Consider the following 18,046-nt stretch of genomic DNA (forward strand, 5'->3'; position numbering starts at 1 on the left):
TTTTGTCATTATGATGTGGTCACGACATTTTCAAATAATTCTTTCGAGGTTTGTTTATCCTCTAAAAAGTCTTTCCACGGATCCTTGTGGACAGAGAGTGTTTCATTCATTCGGTCGTTCAGCTCCTGCCGCTTTTCCGGATCGTTTAACACGGATTGGACATGGGATAAACCGACGCGCTCAAGCCATGCGGACGTACGCTCCAGATAGTTTGCGGTTTCTCTGTAATATTGCAGGTAAGCGCCTGCGTATTCCAAGACTTCTTCATTTGTTTTCACCTTCATCAGCAAATCGCCGGCACGCAAGTGGGTTCCGCCGTTTCCGCCGACATAAAGCTCCCAGCCTCCGTCGATGCCGACAACGCCAAGGTCCTTAATGCCGGATTCCGCACAGTTTCGCGGGCATGCAGACACGGCCATTTTGACTTTGTGCGGCGTGTTCAGCCCTTCGAATTTTTTCTCAAGCGCAATGCCCAGTGCCATGGAGTCTTGTGTGCCGAAGCGGCAGAATTGCTCGCCTACACATGTTTTCACTGTGCGGAGTGTTTTTCCGTACGCGTAGCCCGACGGCATATCAAGATCTTCCCATACCTTCGGAAGGTCTTCTTTTTTCACGCCGATAAGATCAATTCGCTGGCCGCCTGTCATTTTCACGAGCGGGATCTCATATTTGTCAACGACATCGGCGATCTTGCGCAAGTCTGTGGAGTTGGTCACGCCGCCGTACATCCGAGGAACGACTGAGTATGTTCCGTCTTTTTGAATATTGGCGTGCATTCGTTCATTAACAAAGCGGGATGTCCGGTCATCCTCGTATTTGGTTGGATTGATCATGCCTAAGTAGTAGTTCAGAGCCGGCCGGCATTTGGAACAGCCTTCTGGCGTTTTCCAGCCGAGCACATTCATGATTTCTCTTGTATGTGACAGCCCTTTGGCTTTGATTTCTTCTACGACTTCATCTCTTGACAATGTGGTGCAGCCGCAAATGGCTTCTTTTTGCGCTGACGCATCAAAGTCTGATCCGAGCGTATGCTGGAGGATTTCTTCTACGAGTGGCTTACAGCCTCCGCATGAGCGGGATGCGCCAGTGCATGCTTTGATCTCGTCCGTTGACGAGCAGCCCTTTTCCTGTATGGCTTGAATAATCGCACCTTTTGACACGCCATTACAGCCGCAGATGATTTCATCGTCGCTCATCGCTGCGGTTATGCTTGTGCCTGCTTGTTGGTCGAGAGGCTGTAAGATTGATATTTTTGAGGTTTCAGAGATATCGGCTTCTTTTTGAATCATAGAAAACAGGCGATTGCCTTCGCTGCTGTCGCCGAATAAAACAGCACCGACTATTTGATTGCCTCTCAGGACGATTTTTTTATAGATGCCGTCCTGCTCATCGAAGACTTTAATCGCTTTTTTCTCTTCTGATTCGTTAAAGTCACCGGCAGAGAAAACCTCGACGCCTGATACCTTTAACTGTGTGGAGAGAACGGAGCCCTCATACGGTTTTGTTTCGATGCCGCAAATATGCTTCGCCAGCACTTTTGCCTGTTCATAGAGCGGTGCCACAAGCCCGTAGGCGATTCCTCGGTGCTCGGCACATTCGCCGACCGCGTAAATGTGCGGGATTTCAGTCTGCATATAATCGTTGACGATGATGCCGCGGTTAACCGGAATGCCGCTCTCGGCGCCGAGTGTTGTATTCGGACGGATGCCGACAGCCATGACGACTAAATCAGCTTCAATGCTTGTGCCATCTTTGAAGCGAAGGCCTTCGACACGGTCATCACCGACAATTTCTTCTGTTTGCTTTTCAAGTAAAAAGGTCATACCTTGTTTTTCTAACTCGTTTTGCAGCAGGCGTCCTGCCGTTGCATCAAGCTGGCGCTCCATCAGGAATGGGGCAAGGTGGATGACGGACACGTCCATGCCAAGATTCAGCAGTCCGCGAGCTGCTTCCAAACCAAGAAGTCCTCCGCCGATGACGGCAGCTTTTTTATATTGTTTTGACGCGGCGAGCATTGTGTCTGTATCTTTTATGTCCCGGAAAGCTGTGACGCCTTTTTTGTCTGCGCCCGGAATCGGAAGGATAAAAGGGACCGAGCCTGTCGCCAAGATCAATTCATCGTAAGGCTGGATTCTGTCTGCATCTGTGATGACTGTTTTGTTTTCCGTGTCCACTTTGATGACTGTTTCATTTGTATACAATTGAATGTTGTTTTCTTCGTACCAGTCCCAATCGTTTAACGTAATATCTTTAATATCTGTATCGCCTTGAAGCACTTTTGACAAAAGGATTCGGTTGTAATTGGGATGCGGTTCGGCACCAAAAATTGTGATCTGAAACTCGTCTTTAGCAACACTCAGTATCTCTTCAATGGCCCTTACCCCGGCCATTCCATTACCAACAAGAACTAGCTGTTTTTTTCCCATCAGATGATCCGCTCCTTATCAATGTTTTTTCCAGCGTAGCACAGCAAAAAGGAATATTTAAGATACATGTTATAAAATGTAACAAAATATACGAAAAGTTCTAAAAATTTTATGAAAAATTTAAATGGGTCTGATTCGGACGGCACATACCTTAAAACCGGGCATTTTACAGGCTGGATCTAAGGCTTCCCCGATTAAATCATTCACATTTTGAGCGTCTGCCCAATGGATGGGAACAAAAACAGTATCTTTTCTGATTTGTTCTGATAATTTGCTGCGGACGGTGATGCTTCCCCGCGGCGATTCTATTTTTACCAGTACACGGTCCTCGATATTGTAGGTCGCTGCTGTTTGCGGATGGATTTCCATAAACGATTCAAAATGTCTCGCGGCAAGGGCGGCGCTTTTTCTTGTTTGGACGCCTGTTAAGTAGTGAGACATGACTCTGCCTGTCGTTAAATAAAGCGGATAATCGGCTGTCGGCTTCTCTTTTGGAACAGGTGGTTCGTTTGGAATCACACTTAATGCCGCTTTTTGATCCGGATGAGCAAATGATTCTGTAAACAAGCGCCCAGTTCCGGGATGATCAGATTCCGGACACGGCCAATGAATGCCGCCTTCACGTCTGAGCCTGTCGTATGAGATGCCTGAATAATCGGCAATCCCGCCTCGGCTCGCTTCTCTCAATTCATTAAAAATATCCTCCGCTGACGTATAAGAAAAGTAGCGGCCCTTGCCGAGAGCGGATGCGAGATCACAAATGATCTGCCAATCATGCTTTGCTTCGCCGGGGCATGGTCGGCTTGCTTCTCTTAATGTCACGCGTCCTTCTACATTTGTCATGGTGCCTTCATCTTCTAAGTAAGAGGAGGCAGGTAAAATCACATCTGCGTATTTCGCAGTCTCAGAAATAAACAAATCGATTGCAACAAAGAATGCCAGTTTACGTAAAGCCTTTTTCACGAGATTCGCATTTGGGCTGGAGACAGCAGGATTGGAGCACATGAGGAACAATCCTTTGATGTCGCCGTCGTTGATTTTTTCCATCATTTCATAGGCTGAGACACCTTTTCGCGGCAGATCATCCTGATGGATTCCCCACACTTTCGCAACATGTGCCCGGTGTTGTTCGTTTTCAATAGATCGATAGCCCGGAAGCTGATCGGCTTTTTGGCCATGCTCTCTTGCACCTTGCCCGTTGCCTTGTCCGGTGATCGCCCCGTAACCTGAGTAAGGCTTGCCGATTTTTCCTGTGATCAGCACCATGTTTAAGAAGCCTTTCACAGCCGCTGTGCCATCGGTTTGCTGTTCAATCCCGCGGGCTGTAAACAGCATGCCGGACGTTTCCTTGGCAAACTTTACAGCCGCTTTTCTTATATCCACCAGCGGGACACTCGTCTGTTCGGCGATGTCATTCAGGTTCAACGAGTCAGTATGCTGCTTCAGCTCCTCGAATCCATTTGTTCGTGATTGAATAAAATCTTCGTTTGCGAGCTGTTCGTCGATGATGATTTTGACGAGACCGTTGGCAAGAGCGGCGTCTGTGCCGGGTCTGATTTTCAAATGAAGATCGGCGATTTTTGTTGTCGCTGTTTCACGCGGATCAATGGCAATGATGTAAGCTCCGTTTTCTTTCGCTTTTTCAAAATATGGCATAATCGTAGGCTGGCACTCCGCGATATTGGTGCCGGCCAGAATGATCACACGGGTGTGGGGAATGTCTGATAAGGGATTCGTTAAGCCTCTGTCCGCGCCGAATGTTTGGTTGGCTGCGGTTGCTGCGGCGGACATACAAAGCCTCCCGTTGTAGTCGATGTATTTTGTCTGTAAGCCCACCCGTGCGAATTTCCCTAACAAATACGCCTCTTCATTTGTAATCGAGGCGCTTCCGTATACCGCCATAGCGTCATGGCCGTGTTCTGCTTGGATCATTGTCACTTGGTCTTTAATGTAATTCAGTGCTTCTTCCCAGGAAACAGGCATAAACTCGCCGTTTTTCTTCAGCAGCGGCCGGGTGATGCGGGAGGAGTTCAGGGCATGCTGGTGGGCGTTCATGCCCTTCATGCATAGCCGACCCTGTGTTGTAGGATTATCAATCCCGATCGCAGTGTACTTTTTGCGCGTGACGATGGTTTGTTCCACGAGCTGCATTTTGCACTGCATGCTACAAAACGGGCATTGAGTGTCATATGTTTTTTCTGATTGGACGTCTTGCTGTTTATCACGGAAATATCTAAGCAGTCGTTCAGTCAAAATGCCTCATCCTTTCTTATATGCACCCGTCTCTACAGTCGGGTTTTGAATCAGTGACAGATCTGTTTGGAGGCTTTCCAGCAGCTGTGCCCTTAGGTCTTCTTCGAATAGCACTTCTCTGATATGAACGATCCCGAGACGGTCTATCCACTGATGAACAGCTTCTAAGTAATGAGCCGTTTCCCGATAATACTGGATCAGTCCTTTGATCATGCCGGCAGTGCTGTCTTCGTTCTCAGTCACGCAAAACAGAGCTCCTGAACGGGCATGAGTTCCCCGGACGCCTCCGATGTAAATGTCCCAGCCAGCTTGTGTCCGAATTGCGCCGACATCTTGCAGGGCGGCATCGGTGCAGTCTGTTTCACATGATAAGCTGATAGAAATGGGAGCGGGTAAGGGAAGCGTCTCAAGTTGTCTTTCGATTTGGGCTGCCAGCTGCTGAATCGATCGATTTTGCCCGCATGTACATGCTTTGATGCTTTGCAGCGCGTGTCGGTGTTCATTAGTGTAAACGGGCATCTTCAGGTCTTTTTTTATGTTCGGGAGATCCGCAGGCTTGATCCCGGAAAGCTTCAGCCTTTGGCCGTGAGTGATGGATACGTCGGGAATGCTGTATGCCTCAATGATGTTGGCGATGGTTCTTAGCTGCTCCGCGTTTGTCCGCCCGCCGTACATTTGCGGAATCAGGATGCATGTCTCTTCAGTGGCTGGCTCAGGCTGGACAAACCCGGGGTACAGCATTTCCAGATAGTATTGAATCGCAGGAACACAAGTACTGCATCCTTTTTTTGTTCTCCAGTCAAGCTGGTCCATCACTTCTGCCGGATTAGTGAATGGCCTGCGCTGAAGCTCAGCGATGATGTCGTCTTCTGTAAAATCAGTACAGCTGCAAAACGAAGGTGTGCCGGCGGGCTTCGTATATTCGCTGTTGGTCATGTATCTCAAAAGGTCTTCAACGAGCGGTTTGCATCCTCCGCAGGACCCAGTGGCTTTGGTGCAGTGCTTGACTTCCTCAACAGTTGTTAAGCTATTCGTGTGCACCGCGTCTTCAATCGCGCCTTTCGTCACTGTGTTGCATTGGCAAATCGTTTCACTGGAAGGCATGGATTCTAATAAAGGGCCGCTTGTCTCCGGTTCGATGATCTGCTTTTTGACAATGGAGATGTCTCGTTGTTTAAGCAGGCTGTCGAGAAGCCGCTGCTTGTCACGGGTGTCTCCGAATAAAATAACACCGGCCAGTTTGTCATCTACAAAAAGCGCTTTTTTATAAACGCCTGCTTGTTCGTCGTAGATTTTGATGCTCGTCGTGCGTTCATCCTCTTGGATCTTTCCTGCTGACCACACATCGATTCCAGCTATTTTTAAAGCCGCAGATGGTGCTGAGCCTTGATATTCCTCACATGGAACGCCGCAAATATGACTGGCGAGAGCTTTTCCCTGCTCATAAAGCGGTGCCACCAATCCGTACACCGTTCCGTTATGTTCGGCGCATTCACCAACGGCGTAGATATTCGGTTCGCTTGTCTGCATGAAGTCATTCACGATGATCCCGCGGTTCACTTTGATTCCAGCGGATACAGCTAATTCAATATTCGGTCTGACGCCGGCCGCCATCACAATCAAGTCTGCTTTTAATGAAGAGCCATCTTTAAAATGGATTCGGTCTGCCTTGGTGGCGCCGGAAATGGAGACGGTGTCTTTCTCCAGAAGAAAGGTTAGGCCTTTTTGTTCCAGCTCTGTTTGCAGCAGCCGCGCCGCTGTTTGATCGAGCTGTTTTTGCATAATGACGGCGGAGTGGTGAATGACGCTGACATCCATACCGAGATGCTGTAAACCGACTGCAGCTTCCAGTCCTAATAAGCCGGCTCCGATTACCGCAGCCTTTTGAAAGTGCTGAGCCATCTTCATCAGCGCTTGGCAGTCTTCTATTGTCCGAAATCCATAGACACCTTTTTTGTCTGCCCCGGGGATAGGGAGAATATGAGGGGAGGAACCTGTTGCCACTATTAATTTGTCATACGACAGAGTGCGTTTCCGATCTGTGATGACCTGCTGCTGATCTGTATCAATCTGAATAACCGTTTCGCCTGTGTAAAGCGTGATCCCGTGCTTGTCGTACCAATCCTTGCTGTTCAGTGTAATATCATCGAGTGACGCTTCACCCTGCAATACAGAGGATAAGAGAATGCGATTGTAATTGGGATGCGGCTCGGTTCCGAAAATGACAATCTCAAACATGTGATGATTCAGCTTTAATACTTCTTCAATACAGCGGATTCCGGCCATGCCGTTTCCCGCTAACACCAATCTTTGTTTCTTCATGTATCAGACCTCCTTTGGCGAAGCTCGTAAGTTTTCTCCTATTAAAAATTATGTCACAATGCACTGTTAACGCATTAAACGTGTCACAAAAACTTACACATGTCTTTTCCAGAAAATAATGGTCCTATATCCTTGATTCAGAAAATGTAAAATAATGAGGGTCTAGAAAGGGGAATCTTATGAAGCTGTCGGAACTGAAAACTAGCGGTCATCCACTCACTTTGCTCTGTTCCTTTTTATACTTTGATGTCAGTTTTATGATATGGGTTATGCTAGGGGCGCTGGGTGTTTATATTTCTCAGGATTTTGGCCTGTCTCCTTTTGAGAAAGGGCTTGTCGTAGCTGTGCCGATTTTATCTGGATCAGTGTTTCGTATCATTCTTGGTATTTTAACGGACAGAATCGGACCGAAAAAAACGGCAGTGATCGGGATGCTGGTGACGATGATTCCGCTGCTTTGGGGGACATTCGGCGGCCGTTCCCTGACTGAGCTGTATGCCATCGGGATTCTGCTTGGCGTGGCGGGGGCAAGCTTTGCTGTAGCGCTGCCTATGGCCAGCCGCTGGTATCCGCCTCATTTGCAGGGACTTGCGATGGGGATTGCCGGAGCGGGGAACAGCGGCACGTTGTTTGCAACCCTGTTTGGCCCTCGTCTGGCAGAGCAGTTCGGCTGGCACATTGTCATGGGAATTGCGCTAATTCCATTATTGATCGTCTTTATTCTTTTTGTATCCATGGCAAAGGATTCTCCTGCACAGCCGGCTCCGCAGCCGCTCAAAAGCTATCTGCATGTGTTCGGGCAAAAGGAAACATGGTTTTTCTGCCTGCTGTACAGCGTCACATTTGGCGGATTTGTCGGGCTCTCAAGCTTTTTATCTATTTTCTTTGTTGATCAATACCAGCTGTCAAAAATTCACGCGGGCGACTTCGTTACATTATGTGTAGCGGCGGGGAGCTTTTTCCGGCCTGTCGGGGGCTTGATTTCGGATCGTGTCGGCGGCACGAAAGTTCTTTCTGTACTGTTTGTCATCGTGGCACTGTGTATGGCCGGAGTCAGCAGCCTGCCATCTCTCTCAATGGTTATTGTTCTATTGTTTGTCGGAATGATGGGGCTCGGAATGGGTAACGGCGCAGTATTCCAGCTCGTGCCGCAGCGTTTTCGCAAAGAAATTGGCATGGTGACGGGAATCGTCGGTGCGGCCGGAGGAATCGGAGGGTTTTTCCTGCCGAACATCTTAGGATCTCTCAAACAGATGACAGGCACATATGCTATCGGTTTTATCACGTTTTCCTGTATCGCGCTGCTGGCGTTTGCACTTGTGCTTGCCGCAGGCTATTACTGGCGGAAAAGCTGGAGCGCGGAAAGCAGTCCGGCGGATGTTTAGGATTTTGACGGACACGCGTTTGTGCGTGTCTTTTTTATTTTCTCTTGATTTTCAACAGTGAACCGATCAAAATAAATAGTAATTATTACGATTTGTTAGCGAGAGGAGTTTTCTGAATGAATCAACATACGCTGCTCCCGAAAAAAACGGAGCGTCTTCAATACTTTGGATCGGTCAGTCCGATCAAAGGCGAGAAACCAGTGGAAAAAGAGAAAATGACGGACCTGCAAAATATCAGGAAGGATTATTTTTTTGACATTCAGCATGTAGGTGTCGCTAATGTGTCCCATCCAGTGACAATCACTTCTGCCATGATGCCTGCCGAGCAAACAACGGCTGCGAACTTTACAATGACTTGTGATTTGCCGAGAAATCAGAAGGGGATTAATATGAGCCGGTTAACAGAGCTGTTGCAAGTCTATCATCAAAACGGCTGGGTTCTCTCATTTTCCTCTCTTCAGCAATTTACGAAAGAGCTTGCAGAAAACATGGACACATCATCTGCCTCAGTTGAAGTGAGGTTTCCGTGGTTTTTCGAACGGAAAAGCCCGAAGCTTGAGAAAGCGGGTTTGATGCATGCTGATATATTCATGTCTGTCACCTATCGCAAAGATCAGCCGTTTAAACAGCGTGCCGGCATCTCAGCAAAAGTAACGACTCTGTGCCCTTGCTCCAAGGAAATCAGCGAATATAGTGCCCATAATCAGAGGGGAACGGTCAGCGTTTGGGCGGATATTCATCCGGCCGCATCGCTGCCAAGTGATGTTAAAGCTGATTTGCTTCACGCCGCAGAATCAAATGCTTCTGCGAGACTGCATCCGGTATTGAAGCGGCCTGATGAAAAAGCCGTGACAGAAACGGCCTATGAAAATCCGAGGTTTGTTGAGGATCTCGCTCGGCTGATTGCTGCAGATTTGTTTGAGCTTGAATGGGTGTCAGCCTTTGAGATTGAATGCCGCAATGAAGAATCGATCCATCCCCACGATGCCTATGCGAAGCTGTGTTTTTCGAAGGAAGTGGATAAAATATGAAACTCTCATTATTCATTGTTGCAGTTCTTATGCCAGTCAGCCTGCTGTCAGCCTGCTCCGATCATGCAGAAGAACACGCAAGTATCAATTTAAAGAAAACGGTCGAAAACATAACGGACGTTCGAAAAACAGCAAAAACAAGCATTGATTGGACGAAGCCTTCGGGCGGAGAATATCCGGATATTAAACAGAAGCATGTCTGGATTGATGTGAATGTGAAGGAGCAGAAGGCTTACATCAAGGAAGGAAGCAACACCATCTATACAATGATAATCTCTTCTGGTCTTGATCAAACAAAAGATGATGCTACGCCAAAGGGCACCTTTTATGTAGAGCCTGAACGGGGAGAATGGTTTTTTCCGAAGGATACCGGGAAGGCGCAGAATACTGGGTATCATGGAAAAATCACGGTGAATTTCTATTTCATAGTGTGCCAATGACAAAGGATCAAAAAGTCATCAAAACGGAAGCAGAAAAACTAGGAACAAAAGCATCTCACGGTTGTATCAGGCTGACCATTCCAGATGCGAAATGGATATATGAAAATATCCCTGAACATACAAAAGTGGTGATCAGCTGAATTGAAAACCGTTGACAAAAAGGAAAAAAGACCATACAATTTAAATCGTAACAATTACGTTTTGAGATAAATGGCTTATCATTGTCTGTATCTGTGAAAAGCGGAAAGGCTAAGGATCTTGCTGTCATTGATCCCCATGAAGCGTCTCTTGAAAACTGGAGACGATACACAAGCCGCATTCTGATGAGATATTTGCGCTCTCCATCGGTTCAGCATTTCAAGTAGAGCAATTGCTTTATGCAAGCTGCGGTTTTCCGAATGTCGGCAAGGATTTGCGATGGGGAAAAGGATTAAACGCGGTTGGAGCCTTTACTGATTTAGAAATCGGGCGGCAGCGAGAAATAAGCGCGAATAGCTGCTCTACACCATTGTACATACGGCGAAGTATTCAATTTAAATCGTAATCATTCTATTTTAATGGAGGCACTATTATGAAAAAAATTCCGGTTACCGTACTGAGCGGTTATCTAGGTGCGGGAAAAACAACATTGCTGAACAGCATTCTGCAAAATCGCGAAGGCTTGAAAATAGCGGTTATCGTAAACGATATGAGCGAGGTGAACATTGACGCGGGCTTGGTTAAGCAGGAAGGGGGCCTTTCCAGAACAGATGAAAAGCTTGTGGAAATGTCAAACGGCTGCATTTGCTGCACGCTTCGCGAAGACTTATTAATTGAAGTTGAGAAGCTGGCAAAAGACGGACGGTTTGATTATATCGTCATCGAATCGACAGGAATCAGCGAACCGATCCCGGTGGCCCAGACTTTCTCTTATATCGATGAAGAGATGGGAATCGATCTTACAAAATTTTGTCAGCTGGATACGATGGTGACGGTGGTTGATGCCAACCGTTTTTGGCATGATTATCAGTCAGGCGAAAGCCTTCTGGACCGCAAAGAAGCATTGGGGGAAGAGGATGAAAGAGAAATCGCCGACCTCTTGATCGATCAAATTGAGTTTTGCGATGTACTGATCTTAAATAAATGTGATTTGGTCAGCGAGCAAGAGCTCGAACAGCTTGAAAACGTTCTTCGTAAACTGCAGCCAAGAGCCAGGTTCATTCGTTCCGTCAAAGGAAATGTAAAACCGCAGGAGATTTTGCATACAGGGTTATTTAACTTCGAGGAAGCGAGCGGATCGGCCGGCTGGATTCAAGAGCTGACGGCAGGCCATGCGGAACACATCCCGGAAACAGAAGAATACGGTATCTCTTCATTTGTATATAAGAGACGTTTGCCGTTTCATTCTACACGATTTTACCGTTGGTTGGATCAAATGCCAAAGAACGTGGTACGTGCCAAAGGAATCGTCTGGTGCGCATCTCATAACAACCTTGCTTTGCTGATGTCGCAAGCAGGTCCGTCGGTTACGATTGAGCCTGTATCTTATTGGGTGGCGGCGCTGCCGAAGCTTGAGCAGGAGCAAGTCAAACAGCAAGAGCCGGAAATCCTGGAGGAGTGGGACCCGGAGTTCGGCGACCGCCTAACGCAGCTAGTTTTTATCGGAACTGACCTGGATGAAGAAACGATTACGAAAGAGCTTGATCAATGCCTGCTGACTGAATATGAATTTGATTCCGACTGGTCGCTGTTTGAGGACCCGTTTAAATGGAAGCTGAATCAATAGAAAAAAAGCCGTCCCCTGGGGGCGGCTTTTTTTAATGAAACGTTTGTTTAAACATAATGAGCGTATTTTTTCTCAAGGATATTCTGAAAGACCGCGGCAATGGAGCAGATGGCCCAATAAATGAGAGCGGTCAGAATATACATGGTCATATAATCAAACTCTCTGCCCCCGATGATTTTCGCATGCTGGAGCAATTCCGGCACTGTAATCATCGCAGCGAGAGATGATGCCTTGATTAAGTCGAGCAACACATTGGCAAGCGGAGGCAGCGCAATACGTATCGATTGCGGCAAAATGATGCCCCTCATCGTCTGCCAATAGGAAAGACCCAGCGAGGATGCGGCTTCCCACTGTCCTTTTTCGACGGATGAAATGGCTGAACGGTTAATTTCCGCAATGTAGGCGGCGCTGTTTAGGCTAAAGCCGATTAAAGCAGCCGTGACAGCGGAAAATTCAATGCCGATATAAGGAAACCCGAAATAAAGGATAAACAAAATCACCAAAATTGGAACGCCCCGCATAAATGAGATATAGAGCTTCGCCGGCCATCTTAACAAAGCAAGCTTAGACATTCTGGCGAGTGATATGAACAGGCCGATCACAGTTCCCGCAAACATGCTTACAAAAGAGATGAGCAGTGTATACCCAATGCCTTTTATGACATAAGGGAACGATTCAATAGCCAGCTTTGTGTTGAAAATATATTCCCATTGAATGCTATTGATCATGGCGTCCGATTACAAATCAACGTCCTGAACGTCGGCATCAATTTTTTTTGATACATCTGCTTTATTGAAGAATTGTTTCGACAGTTTAGTCAAAGAACCATCCTTGCCCATCTCTTTCAATGCTTCGTTCATCTTTTTCTGAAGTGCCGCATTGCTTTTTTTCATGACAAGGGCCTGTTTGTTCGGCATGTACTTGATGTCAGGATGAATTGTAATGTTGAGATCCGGGAATGCCGCGAGCGCAAGTGTCTGCAGGTAATAGTCGTTTAAAATGACGTCAGTGCGTCCGTTGGCAACATCTTTTAAATATTGCTCATTCGTCGCATTATCATAAATCACTTCTTTGGCGCCGTATTTTCTCGCGACCTCCATGTAGACGGTTGTAGCCGCGCCAGCCGCTTTCTTCCCTTTTAAATCCTTAAGCGTTTTAATCCCGGATAAATCGTCTTTACGGACGATTGCCGTGCCGTATGAATATTTATATGGAGTAGAAAATGCGAACTTCTTCTCGCGGTCCTTCGTCACATCGATGTCATTCGCGGCTGCGTCAACCTGTCCGCTGTTCACCGCTGTCAGCATCCCGTCAATGCCCATCTCCTTGAACTCAACCTTCAATCCCAGGCGTTTTGCCGCTTCACGAACGACTTCAACCTCGTAGCCTGTCAGCTTATCGGAGCCAGAGTCGGTATCATGATAAGAAGTGGGATAAAGCGTGCCTGATGTAGCGACTACGATTTTCCCTTTATCCTTAATCTGCTCCCAGCCTGTATCCTTGGAATCGGCTTCATTTTTGCCGGAACAGGCTGCCAATATAAGAAAGAAAGCCATTGTGAAACTGAATATAACGGCTTTGGAATGCATGAATGATTTCACCTATAGTTCCCCCAATCTGTTAATCAACTAAAAAGATAGCATTGAACATAAGGGGTTGCAATATGTTGATCGCGTTTTCAAAAAGTTCGAATTGTGTATACAAAAGACATGGGTGGGTGTTTAAAAGCGTCTATGAAGGGAAGAGGTGATGAAAAAAGGAATTGTCCAAGGATGAATGCCAGACGTACCAAGGAAACACATGTGAAAGTGAAGGATGCAGCAGACCCGTCACTCATCTATGCCAATACCGGAAGAAATGGTCAAGAGACATGAAACCGATCATCAGAATAATTTAAGTCTTGCTGATGCCCCTAAGGCATATGATATATTCGATGAGAAAGAAAATGGAAACATTTAAACCATAATGGGGAGTCAAATGAACATTTACAAACCAGCCGGATATTGGATCAGACTTGGAGCTGCATTGTTAGACTACATTATAGTCTCCGTGCCTCTTTTGCTGATCTATTGGCTGATTACAGGAAAAGACCCGAATGACAGCATGTTCATCAGTTTGGTTGTTCTGCTGTACTCTATTTTGCTGCCGGTGTTTTGGCGCGGCTACCTTATCGGAAAAAGAATCTGCGGAATCAGAATCGTAAAAAAAAGACGGATCACAAGTCAGCTTGTTAACAATGTTTTTACGGGTTATTGTAGCCGGCCTGGTTTACGTTATAACCTTCGGACTCGGCTTGATCGCCAGCCTGATTCTAATTGCCGTACGAGAAGACAAACGGACCCTGCATGATTTAATCGCGGGAACGTATGTCACTTATGCGACGCCAGGTGAAGAAGAACTTAATGCTGACGAAGAGATTAGAAAGAGCGAATAATGGTTCGCTCTTTTTATTTTTATGCATAAAAAATACAAGGCAGCAAAACATATGAAAAATAGATTGGAGGAATAAACTGGATGAAACGAATAACCATCAACATCATCACAATGTTCATTGCAGCGGCTGTCATTTCTCTGACCGGTACAGCTGAGGCCGCTGAAAAACAGCAGCAGCCTCCCGCAAATGTTACACTGACAGATCAGCAAAAGAAAGAGATTGAACAACTGGAAGCAGAGATTCTTAAAAAGCGCAAAGACGTGATCTCAAAGTATGTACAATATGGTGTCCTGCCTAAAGAAAGAGGAGAACACATCAAAAATCACTTGGACAAACACTTTGAAATGATGAAACAAAACGGCTTTGTTCCAAAGCACCATCCTCATCCGCATAAATTTGAAAAAAGACATTAAAATGGTAAGCATCCAATGGGAATTGGGTGCTTTTTTATTGTTAAAAGTTACTGAATGAATTTTCCAAAAAATATATCGCTTTTGTTGATTATATCTTATAATAAGATACAAATGGGGTGTATAATGATGGAGATGGATTTAATCTCTAAACTTAATCAGCAGTGGACAGATATTTATTATTTATTACATTATCAACATAAAGATAATATTTCTCACCAGGCAATACGGATTATGCAGCATATTGAAAAGCAAGGTGAGGCGACAATAGGAGCTTTGGCTGAATACTTGTCTGTCTCTCACAATACAGCGTCAGAGCATACTAAACGTTTGATTCAAAAGGGATTTATAGCTAAACGGCGAAGTCAACAGGATGAACGAAAAGTTTTAGTTTTCTTAACACAAGAAGGAAGATCTGTTCTTGAACAGCATACACAGCTAGATAAAGAGAAATTAAAAGAAATAATTGAACGAATGAGCACATCAGAAAAGAAATTACTTGAACAGGCATTTGAACTTTTAAGTAGGGAAGCTAAACAATGGCAGTTTTAAGTAAAGTAATCATCTCTGCGTTGATTATCGGTTTTGTTACTGAAATATCAAAAAGACATCCGACCTATGGCGGCATCATTGCTGCTTTGCCCTTGGTCAGTTTATTAAGCCTTTTTTGGATGCAAATACAAGGTGAAAAAACAGCTCAATTAAGTCAATTTGCATCTGGTGTGCTTACAGGAATCCCAGCTACAGTTTGTTTACTAGCTATTTTGGCTTTTTTGCTGAAAATTCATGTGCCGTTTTGGTTTGCATTATGTGTTGGAATACTAGGATGGGCTATGTTTTTATGGATGCAGAAGATCTTTCTCAATATATTATTTAACTGAGTATAGAAAGGAGATGCTATGTTTTTAAAAAAGGTTACTCTTCTTCGAGATAAGATTTTGGACTTTGACAGATTTCCTTTTACTATCCCGGCTATAAGTCAATTAAATGACATCTTATTTACTAGCCAAGTGACTTTTTTTGTGGGGGAAAATGGATCTGGAAAATCTACTTTGCTTGAAGCGATAGCAGATAAGTGTGAATTCAATACAGCGGGCGGAAGCCGAAATAATGTCTATGAATTACGGGAGTCAGATTCCCATTTAGGAGATTATATACGTTTATCTTGGCTTCCAAAGGTAACAAATGGCTTCTTCTTAAGGGCTGAATCGTTTTATCATCTTTCTCTTCATCTGGATGAGATGGAACTAGATGCTCCTCAGCCATACCGTTCCTATGGAGGGAGGCCGCTACACAATCAATCACATGGAGAGTCCTTTATGTCTCTATTCCGTCATCGTTTTAAAGAGAAAGCGATTTACCTTTTAGATGAGCCAGAAGCAGCACTTTCTCCAGCTAGACAATTAGCTTTTTTGAGAGTTATACATGATTTGGTGAAGGGCGGAAATGTACAGATGATCATTGCGACTCACTCCCCAATCCTACTGGGCTATCCCAATGCTAATATTTTAAGCTTTGATGGTGGAAGAATACATCATATTGAATATGAGAATACAGAGCATGTTCAATTAACACGATATTTTCTTGGACAAAGAGAAAAAATATTAGCTGAGCTGTTCCGCGACTAACATCGAGTTGATCTGAAACGCGTTTCATAGCCTATGATAGGTTTATCAATAATTCAGGAGTGATAAACACTATGATCCACCAGCATCCAGAATCTTTTCCGAAACATTTTTTGTGGGGCTCTGCTTCTGCAGCGTACCAGATTGAAGGCGCTTGGAATGAAGATGGCAAAGGCCCTTCTGTTTGGGATGTGTTTACGAAAATACCGGGCAAAACGTTTAAAGGAACCAATGGCGACATTGCGGTTGACCATTATCACCGATTTAAAGAAGATGTCGCTCTGATGGCTGAGATGGGGTTAAAAGCGTATCGATTTTCCGTCAGCTGGCCACGGATTTTTCCAAAAGGAAAAGGAGAGATCAATGAAGCAGGTCTAGCGTTTTACGATAGACTGATTGATGAATTGCTTTCTCATCACATCGAGCCGGTTCTGACTTTATATCACTGGGATTTGCCTCAAGCGCTTATGGACGAATACGGCGGGTTTGAATCCAGAAACATCATAGAGGATTTTAATCACTACTGTATTACTCTTTATAAACGTTTTGGAGACAGGGTGAAATATTGGGTTACGTTAAACGAACAGAACTACAATTTTAATCACGGATTTATTACAGCCATGCATCCGCCTGGAGTGAAAGACAGAAAACGATTTTACGAAGCAAACCATATTGCGTTTCTGGCTAATGCAAAAGCCATCGAATCATTTAGAGAATATGTGCCTGAAGGCAAAATAGGTCCTAGCTTTGCTTATTCTCCGGCTTACCCTTTATCAAGCCATCCAGAGGATATACTGGCATTTGAAAACGCCGAAGAATTTACGAACAATTGGTGGCTTGACATGTATTGCTGGGGAACCTACCCGCAAATTCCATTCCGCTACTTGGAAAAACAGGGATGGGCGCCGACAATTGAACCAGGAGATATGGACCTGCTCGCCAAAGGGAAGCCTGATTTTGTAGGTGTCAATTATTATCAGACGATCACCTATGAACGAAATCCGCTTGATGGTGTGTCAGAAGGGAAAATGAATACGACAGGCCAAAAAGGAACCAATCAGGAGACGGGGATACCCGGAGTGTTCAAAACGAAAAAAAATCCGCATCTGACAACGAGCAACTGGGATTGGACAATTGACCCAATTGGGCTGCGTATCGGTCTTCGCCGAATTACAAGCCGCTATCAGCTTCCAGTGTTTATAACAGAGAACGGTTTGGGTGAATTTGATAAAGTTGAAGACGGCACTGTACAGGATGATTATCGAATTGATTATTTGCGTTCGCATCTTGAGCAATGCAGACAAGCCATCAGTGACGGTGTCGATTTAATCGGCTATTGCAGCTGGTCGTTTACTGATCTGTTAAGCTGGCTGAACGGCTACCAAAAAAGATACGGATTTGTATATGTCAATCGTGATGAAGAAAGCACATCCGATTTAAAACGCTTGAAGAAAAAAAGCTTTTATTGGTATCAAGATGTCATCAAGACAAACGGAGAAAGTTTATAAAGAGTCCCTGAGAGTTATTCTCTCAGGGGTTTTTCATTACACAGAAACAGCATCAATAATATAAGTGTCGGCGTGCAAATCTGACATTTCAGCCGGCACAGTCCAGCATGTCAATTGATAGTCTCCTTTAGGCAGATCAAAGGACAGTCTTTTAGACATGATGCTTTCAATATGAATTCCGTTTTCTGTGACATGAAAAGGAACAGTCACTTTTTTTTCGTAGGAGTTTACTGTTTCTGAACTGTTCAGGCGCAAAAGAATAAAGGCCTTTGTATTTCGCTGTGCCTCAAAGGAAATGGCTCCGTCTGCCGCAGCATATCCTTTTTCAATCGCTTCGTCAGTCCAATCCATTACAGGAGGTGTAGAATCCTTTTGAAATACAGTAAATTGATGATATGAAATCGAAAGTTCTTGCGGCTTCCATGATTTGATCAATGTGCTGTTCCT

The 18,046-nt window shown here is 45.2% G+C and carries 15 protein-coding genes and 3 pseudogenes; 12 read left to right on the top strand and 6 right to left on the bottom strand.

All coding sequences use genetic code 11. From position 1 onward, the window contains the following. Positions 1-8: 8 nt before the first annotated feature. The 3 genes from nasD to nasB form a co-directional block, all read right to left on the bottom strand. A complete protein-coding gene (gene nasD, locus NYE20_RS01875; RefSeq protein ID WP_161621336.1) occupies positions 9-2,426 on the bottom strand; it encodes an NADPH-nitrite reductase in 2,418 nt (805 codons plus the stop codon). A gap of 120 nt (positions 2,427-2,546) precedes the next feature. Next, complete coding sequence (gene nasC / locus NYE20_RS01880; protein WP_339184347.1) at positions 2,547-4,679, bottom strand: assimilatory nitrate reductase catalytic subunit; 2,133 nt, start codon at positions 4,677-4,679, stop codon at positions 2,547-2,549. A 6-nt stretch (positions 4,680-4,685) separates the two neighbouring features. Then, positions 4,686-7,001, bottom strand: coding sequence for an assimilatory nitrate reductase electron transfer subunit NasB (gene nasB, locus NYE20_RS01885; protein WP_161621338.1), 2,316 nt, complete (start codon positions 6,999-7,001; stop codon positions 4,686-4,688). Between the two features lie 179 nt (positions 7,002-7,180). Here nasB and NYE20_RS01890 point away from each other — a divergent pair, with 179 nt between their 5' ends. From NYE20_RS01890 to zinU, 5 genes and pseudogenes are all read left to right on the top strand, one after another. Beyond that, a complete protein-coding gene (locus NYE20_RS01890; protein WP_015252853.1) occupies positions 7,181-8,386 on the top strand; it encodes a nitrate/nitrite transporter in 1,206 nt (401 codons plus the stop codon). 116 nt (positions 8,387-8,502) lie between these two features. Then, positions 8,503-9,417 carry a GTP cyclohydrolase FolE2 gene (gene folE2, locus NYE20_RS01895; RefSeq protein WP_032724902.1) on the top strand — a complete coding sequence of 305 codons (915 nt, stop codon included), beginning with the start codon at positions 8,503-8,505 and terminating at the stop codon, positions 9,415-9,417. After that, positions 9,414-9,997: pseudogene (locus NYE20_RS01900) on the top strand (L,D-transpeptidase). Before folE2 ends, NYE20_RS01900 begins: the two are co-directional and overlap by 4 nt. A 230-nt stretch (positions 9,998-10,227) precedes the next feature. Then, entirely contained in the window at positions 10,228-10,401 is a 174-nt protein-coding gene (locus NYE20_RS01905) for a hypothetical protein (RefSeq protein WP_249849597.1), read from the top strand. A gap of 27 nt (positions 10,402-10,428) precedes the next feature. Continuing rightward, positions 10,429-11,622 (top strand): zinc metallochaperone ZinU, encoded by a 1,194-nt coding sequence (gene zinU / locus NYE20_RS01910; RefSeq protein WP_021481831.1) that lies wholly within the window; start codon positions 10,429-10,431, stop codon positions 11,620-11,622. 47 nt (positions 11,623-11,669) lie between these two features. Here the strand turns inward: zinU and NYE20_RS01915 are convergent, their stop codons facing one another. Together NYE20_RS01915 and NYE20_RS01920 are read right to left on the bottom strand one after the other, a co-directional pair. Further along, entirely contained in the window at positions 11,670-12,350 is a 681-nt protein-coding gene (locus NYE20_RS01915; RefSeq protein WP_003234624.1) for an amino acid ABC transporter permease, read from the bottom strand. A gap of 9 nt (positions 12,351-12,359) precedes the next feature. Then, entirely contained in the window at positions 12,360-13,223 is an 864-nt protein-coding gene (locus NYE20_RS01920; RefSeq protein WP_080481234.1) for a transporter substrate-binding domain-containing protein, read from the bottom strand. 161 nt (positions 13,224-13,384) lie between these two features. Between NYE20_RS01920 and NYE20_RS01925 the strand changes: the two are divergent. From NYE20_RS01925 to bglC, 7 genes and pseudogenes are all read left to right on the top strand, one after another. Continuing rightward, positions 13,385-13,581: pseudogene (locus tag NYE20_RS01925) on the top strand (hypothetical protein). Between the two features lie 18 nt (positions 13,582-13,599). Then, a pseudogene (locus NYE20_RS01930) lies at positions 13,600-14,056 on the top strand (RDD family protein). Between the two features lie 80 nt (positions 14,057-14,136). Then, positions 14,137-14,469 (top strand): YckD family protein, encoded by a 333-nt coding sequence (locus tag NYE20_RS01935; RefSeq protein WP_021481829.1) that lies wholly within the window; start codon positions 14,137-14,139, stop codon positions 14,467-14,469. Positions 14,470-14,595: 126 nt separating this feature from the next. After that, positions 14,596-15,018, top strand: coding sequence for a MarR family transcriptional regulator (locus NYE20_RS01940; RefSeq protein WP_170939093.1), 423 nt, complete (start codon positions 14,596-14,598; stop codon positions 15,016-15,018). Beyond that, complete coding sequence (locus NYE20_RS01945; protein WP_032724911.1) at positions 15,006-15,347, top strand: DUF3147 family protein; 342 nt, start codon at positions 15,006-15,008, stop codon at positions 15,345-15,347. Before NYE20_RS01940 ends, NYE20_RS01945 begins: the two co-directional genes overlap by 13 nt. Before the next feature lie 18 nt (positions 15,348-15,365). After that, positions 15,366-16,094: an AAA family ATPase gene (locus NYE20_RS01950; protein ID WP_021481826.1), complete on the top strand. Its 729-nt coding sequence runs from the start codon at positions 15,366-15,368 to the stop codon at positions 16,092-16,094. A 71-nt stretch (positions 16,095-16,165) separates the two neighbouring features. Then, positions 16,166-17,599: a 6-phospho-beta-glucosidase gene (bglC, locus tag NYE20_RS01955; protein ID WP_046160040.1), complete on the top strand. Its 1,434-nt coding sequence runs from the start codon at positions 16,166-16,168 to the stop codon at positions 17,597-17,599. A 36-nt stretch (positions 17,600-17,635) separates the two neighbouring features. On the opposite strand, the gene nin is transcribed toward bglC, so the two are convergent. Beyond that, positions 17,636-18,034 (bottom strand): DNA-entry nuclease inhibitor, encoded by a 399-nt coding sequence (gene nin / locus NYE20_RS01960; RefSeq protein WP_021481824.1) that lies wholly within the window; start codon positions 18,032-18,034, stop codon positions 17,636-17,638. Positions 18,035-18,046: the final 12 nt, after the last annotated feature.

The organism is Bacillus sp. FSL R5-0416 (assembly GCF_037975425.1).
Lineage (GTDB): Bacteria > Bacillota > Bacilli > Bacillales > Bacillaceae > Bacillus > Bacillus subtilis.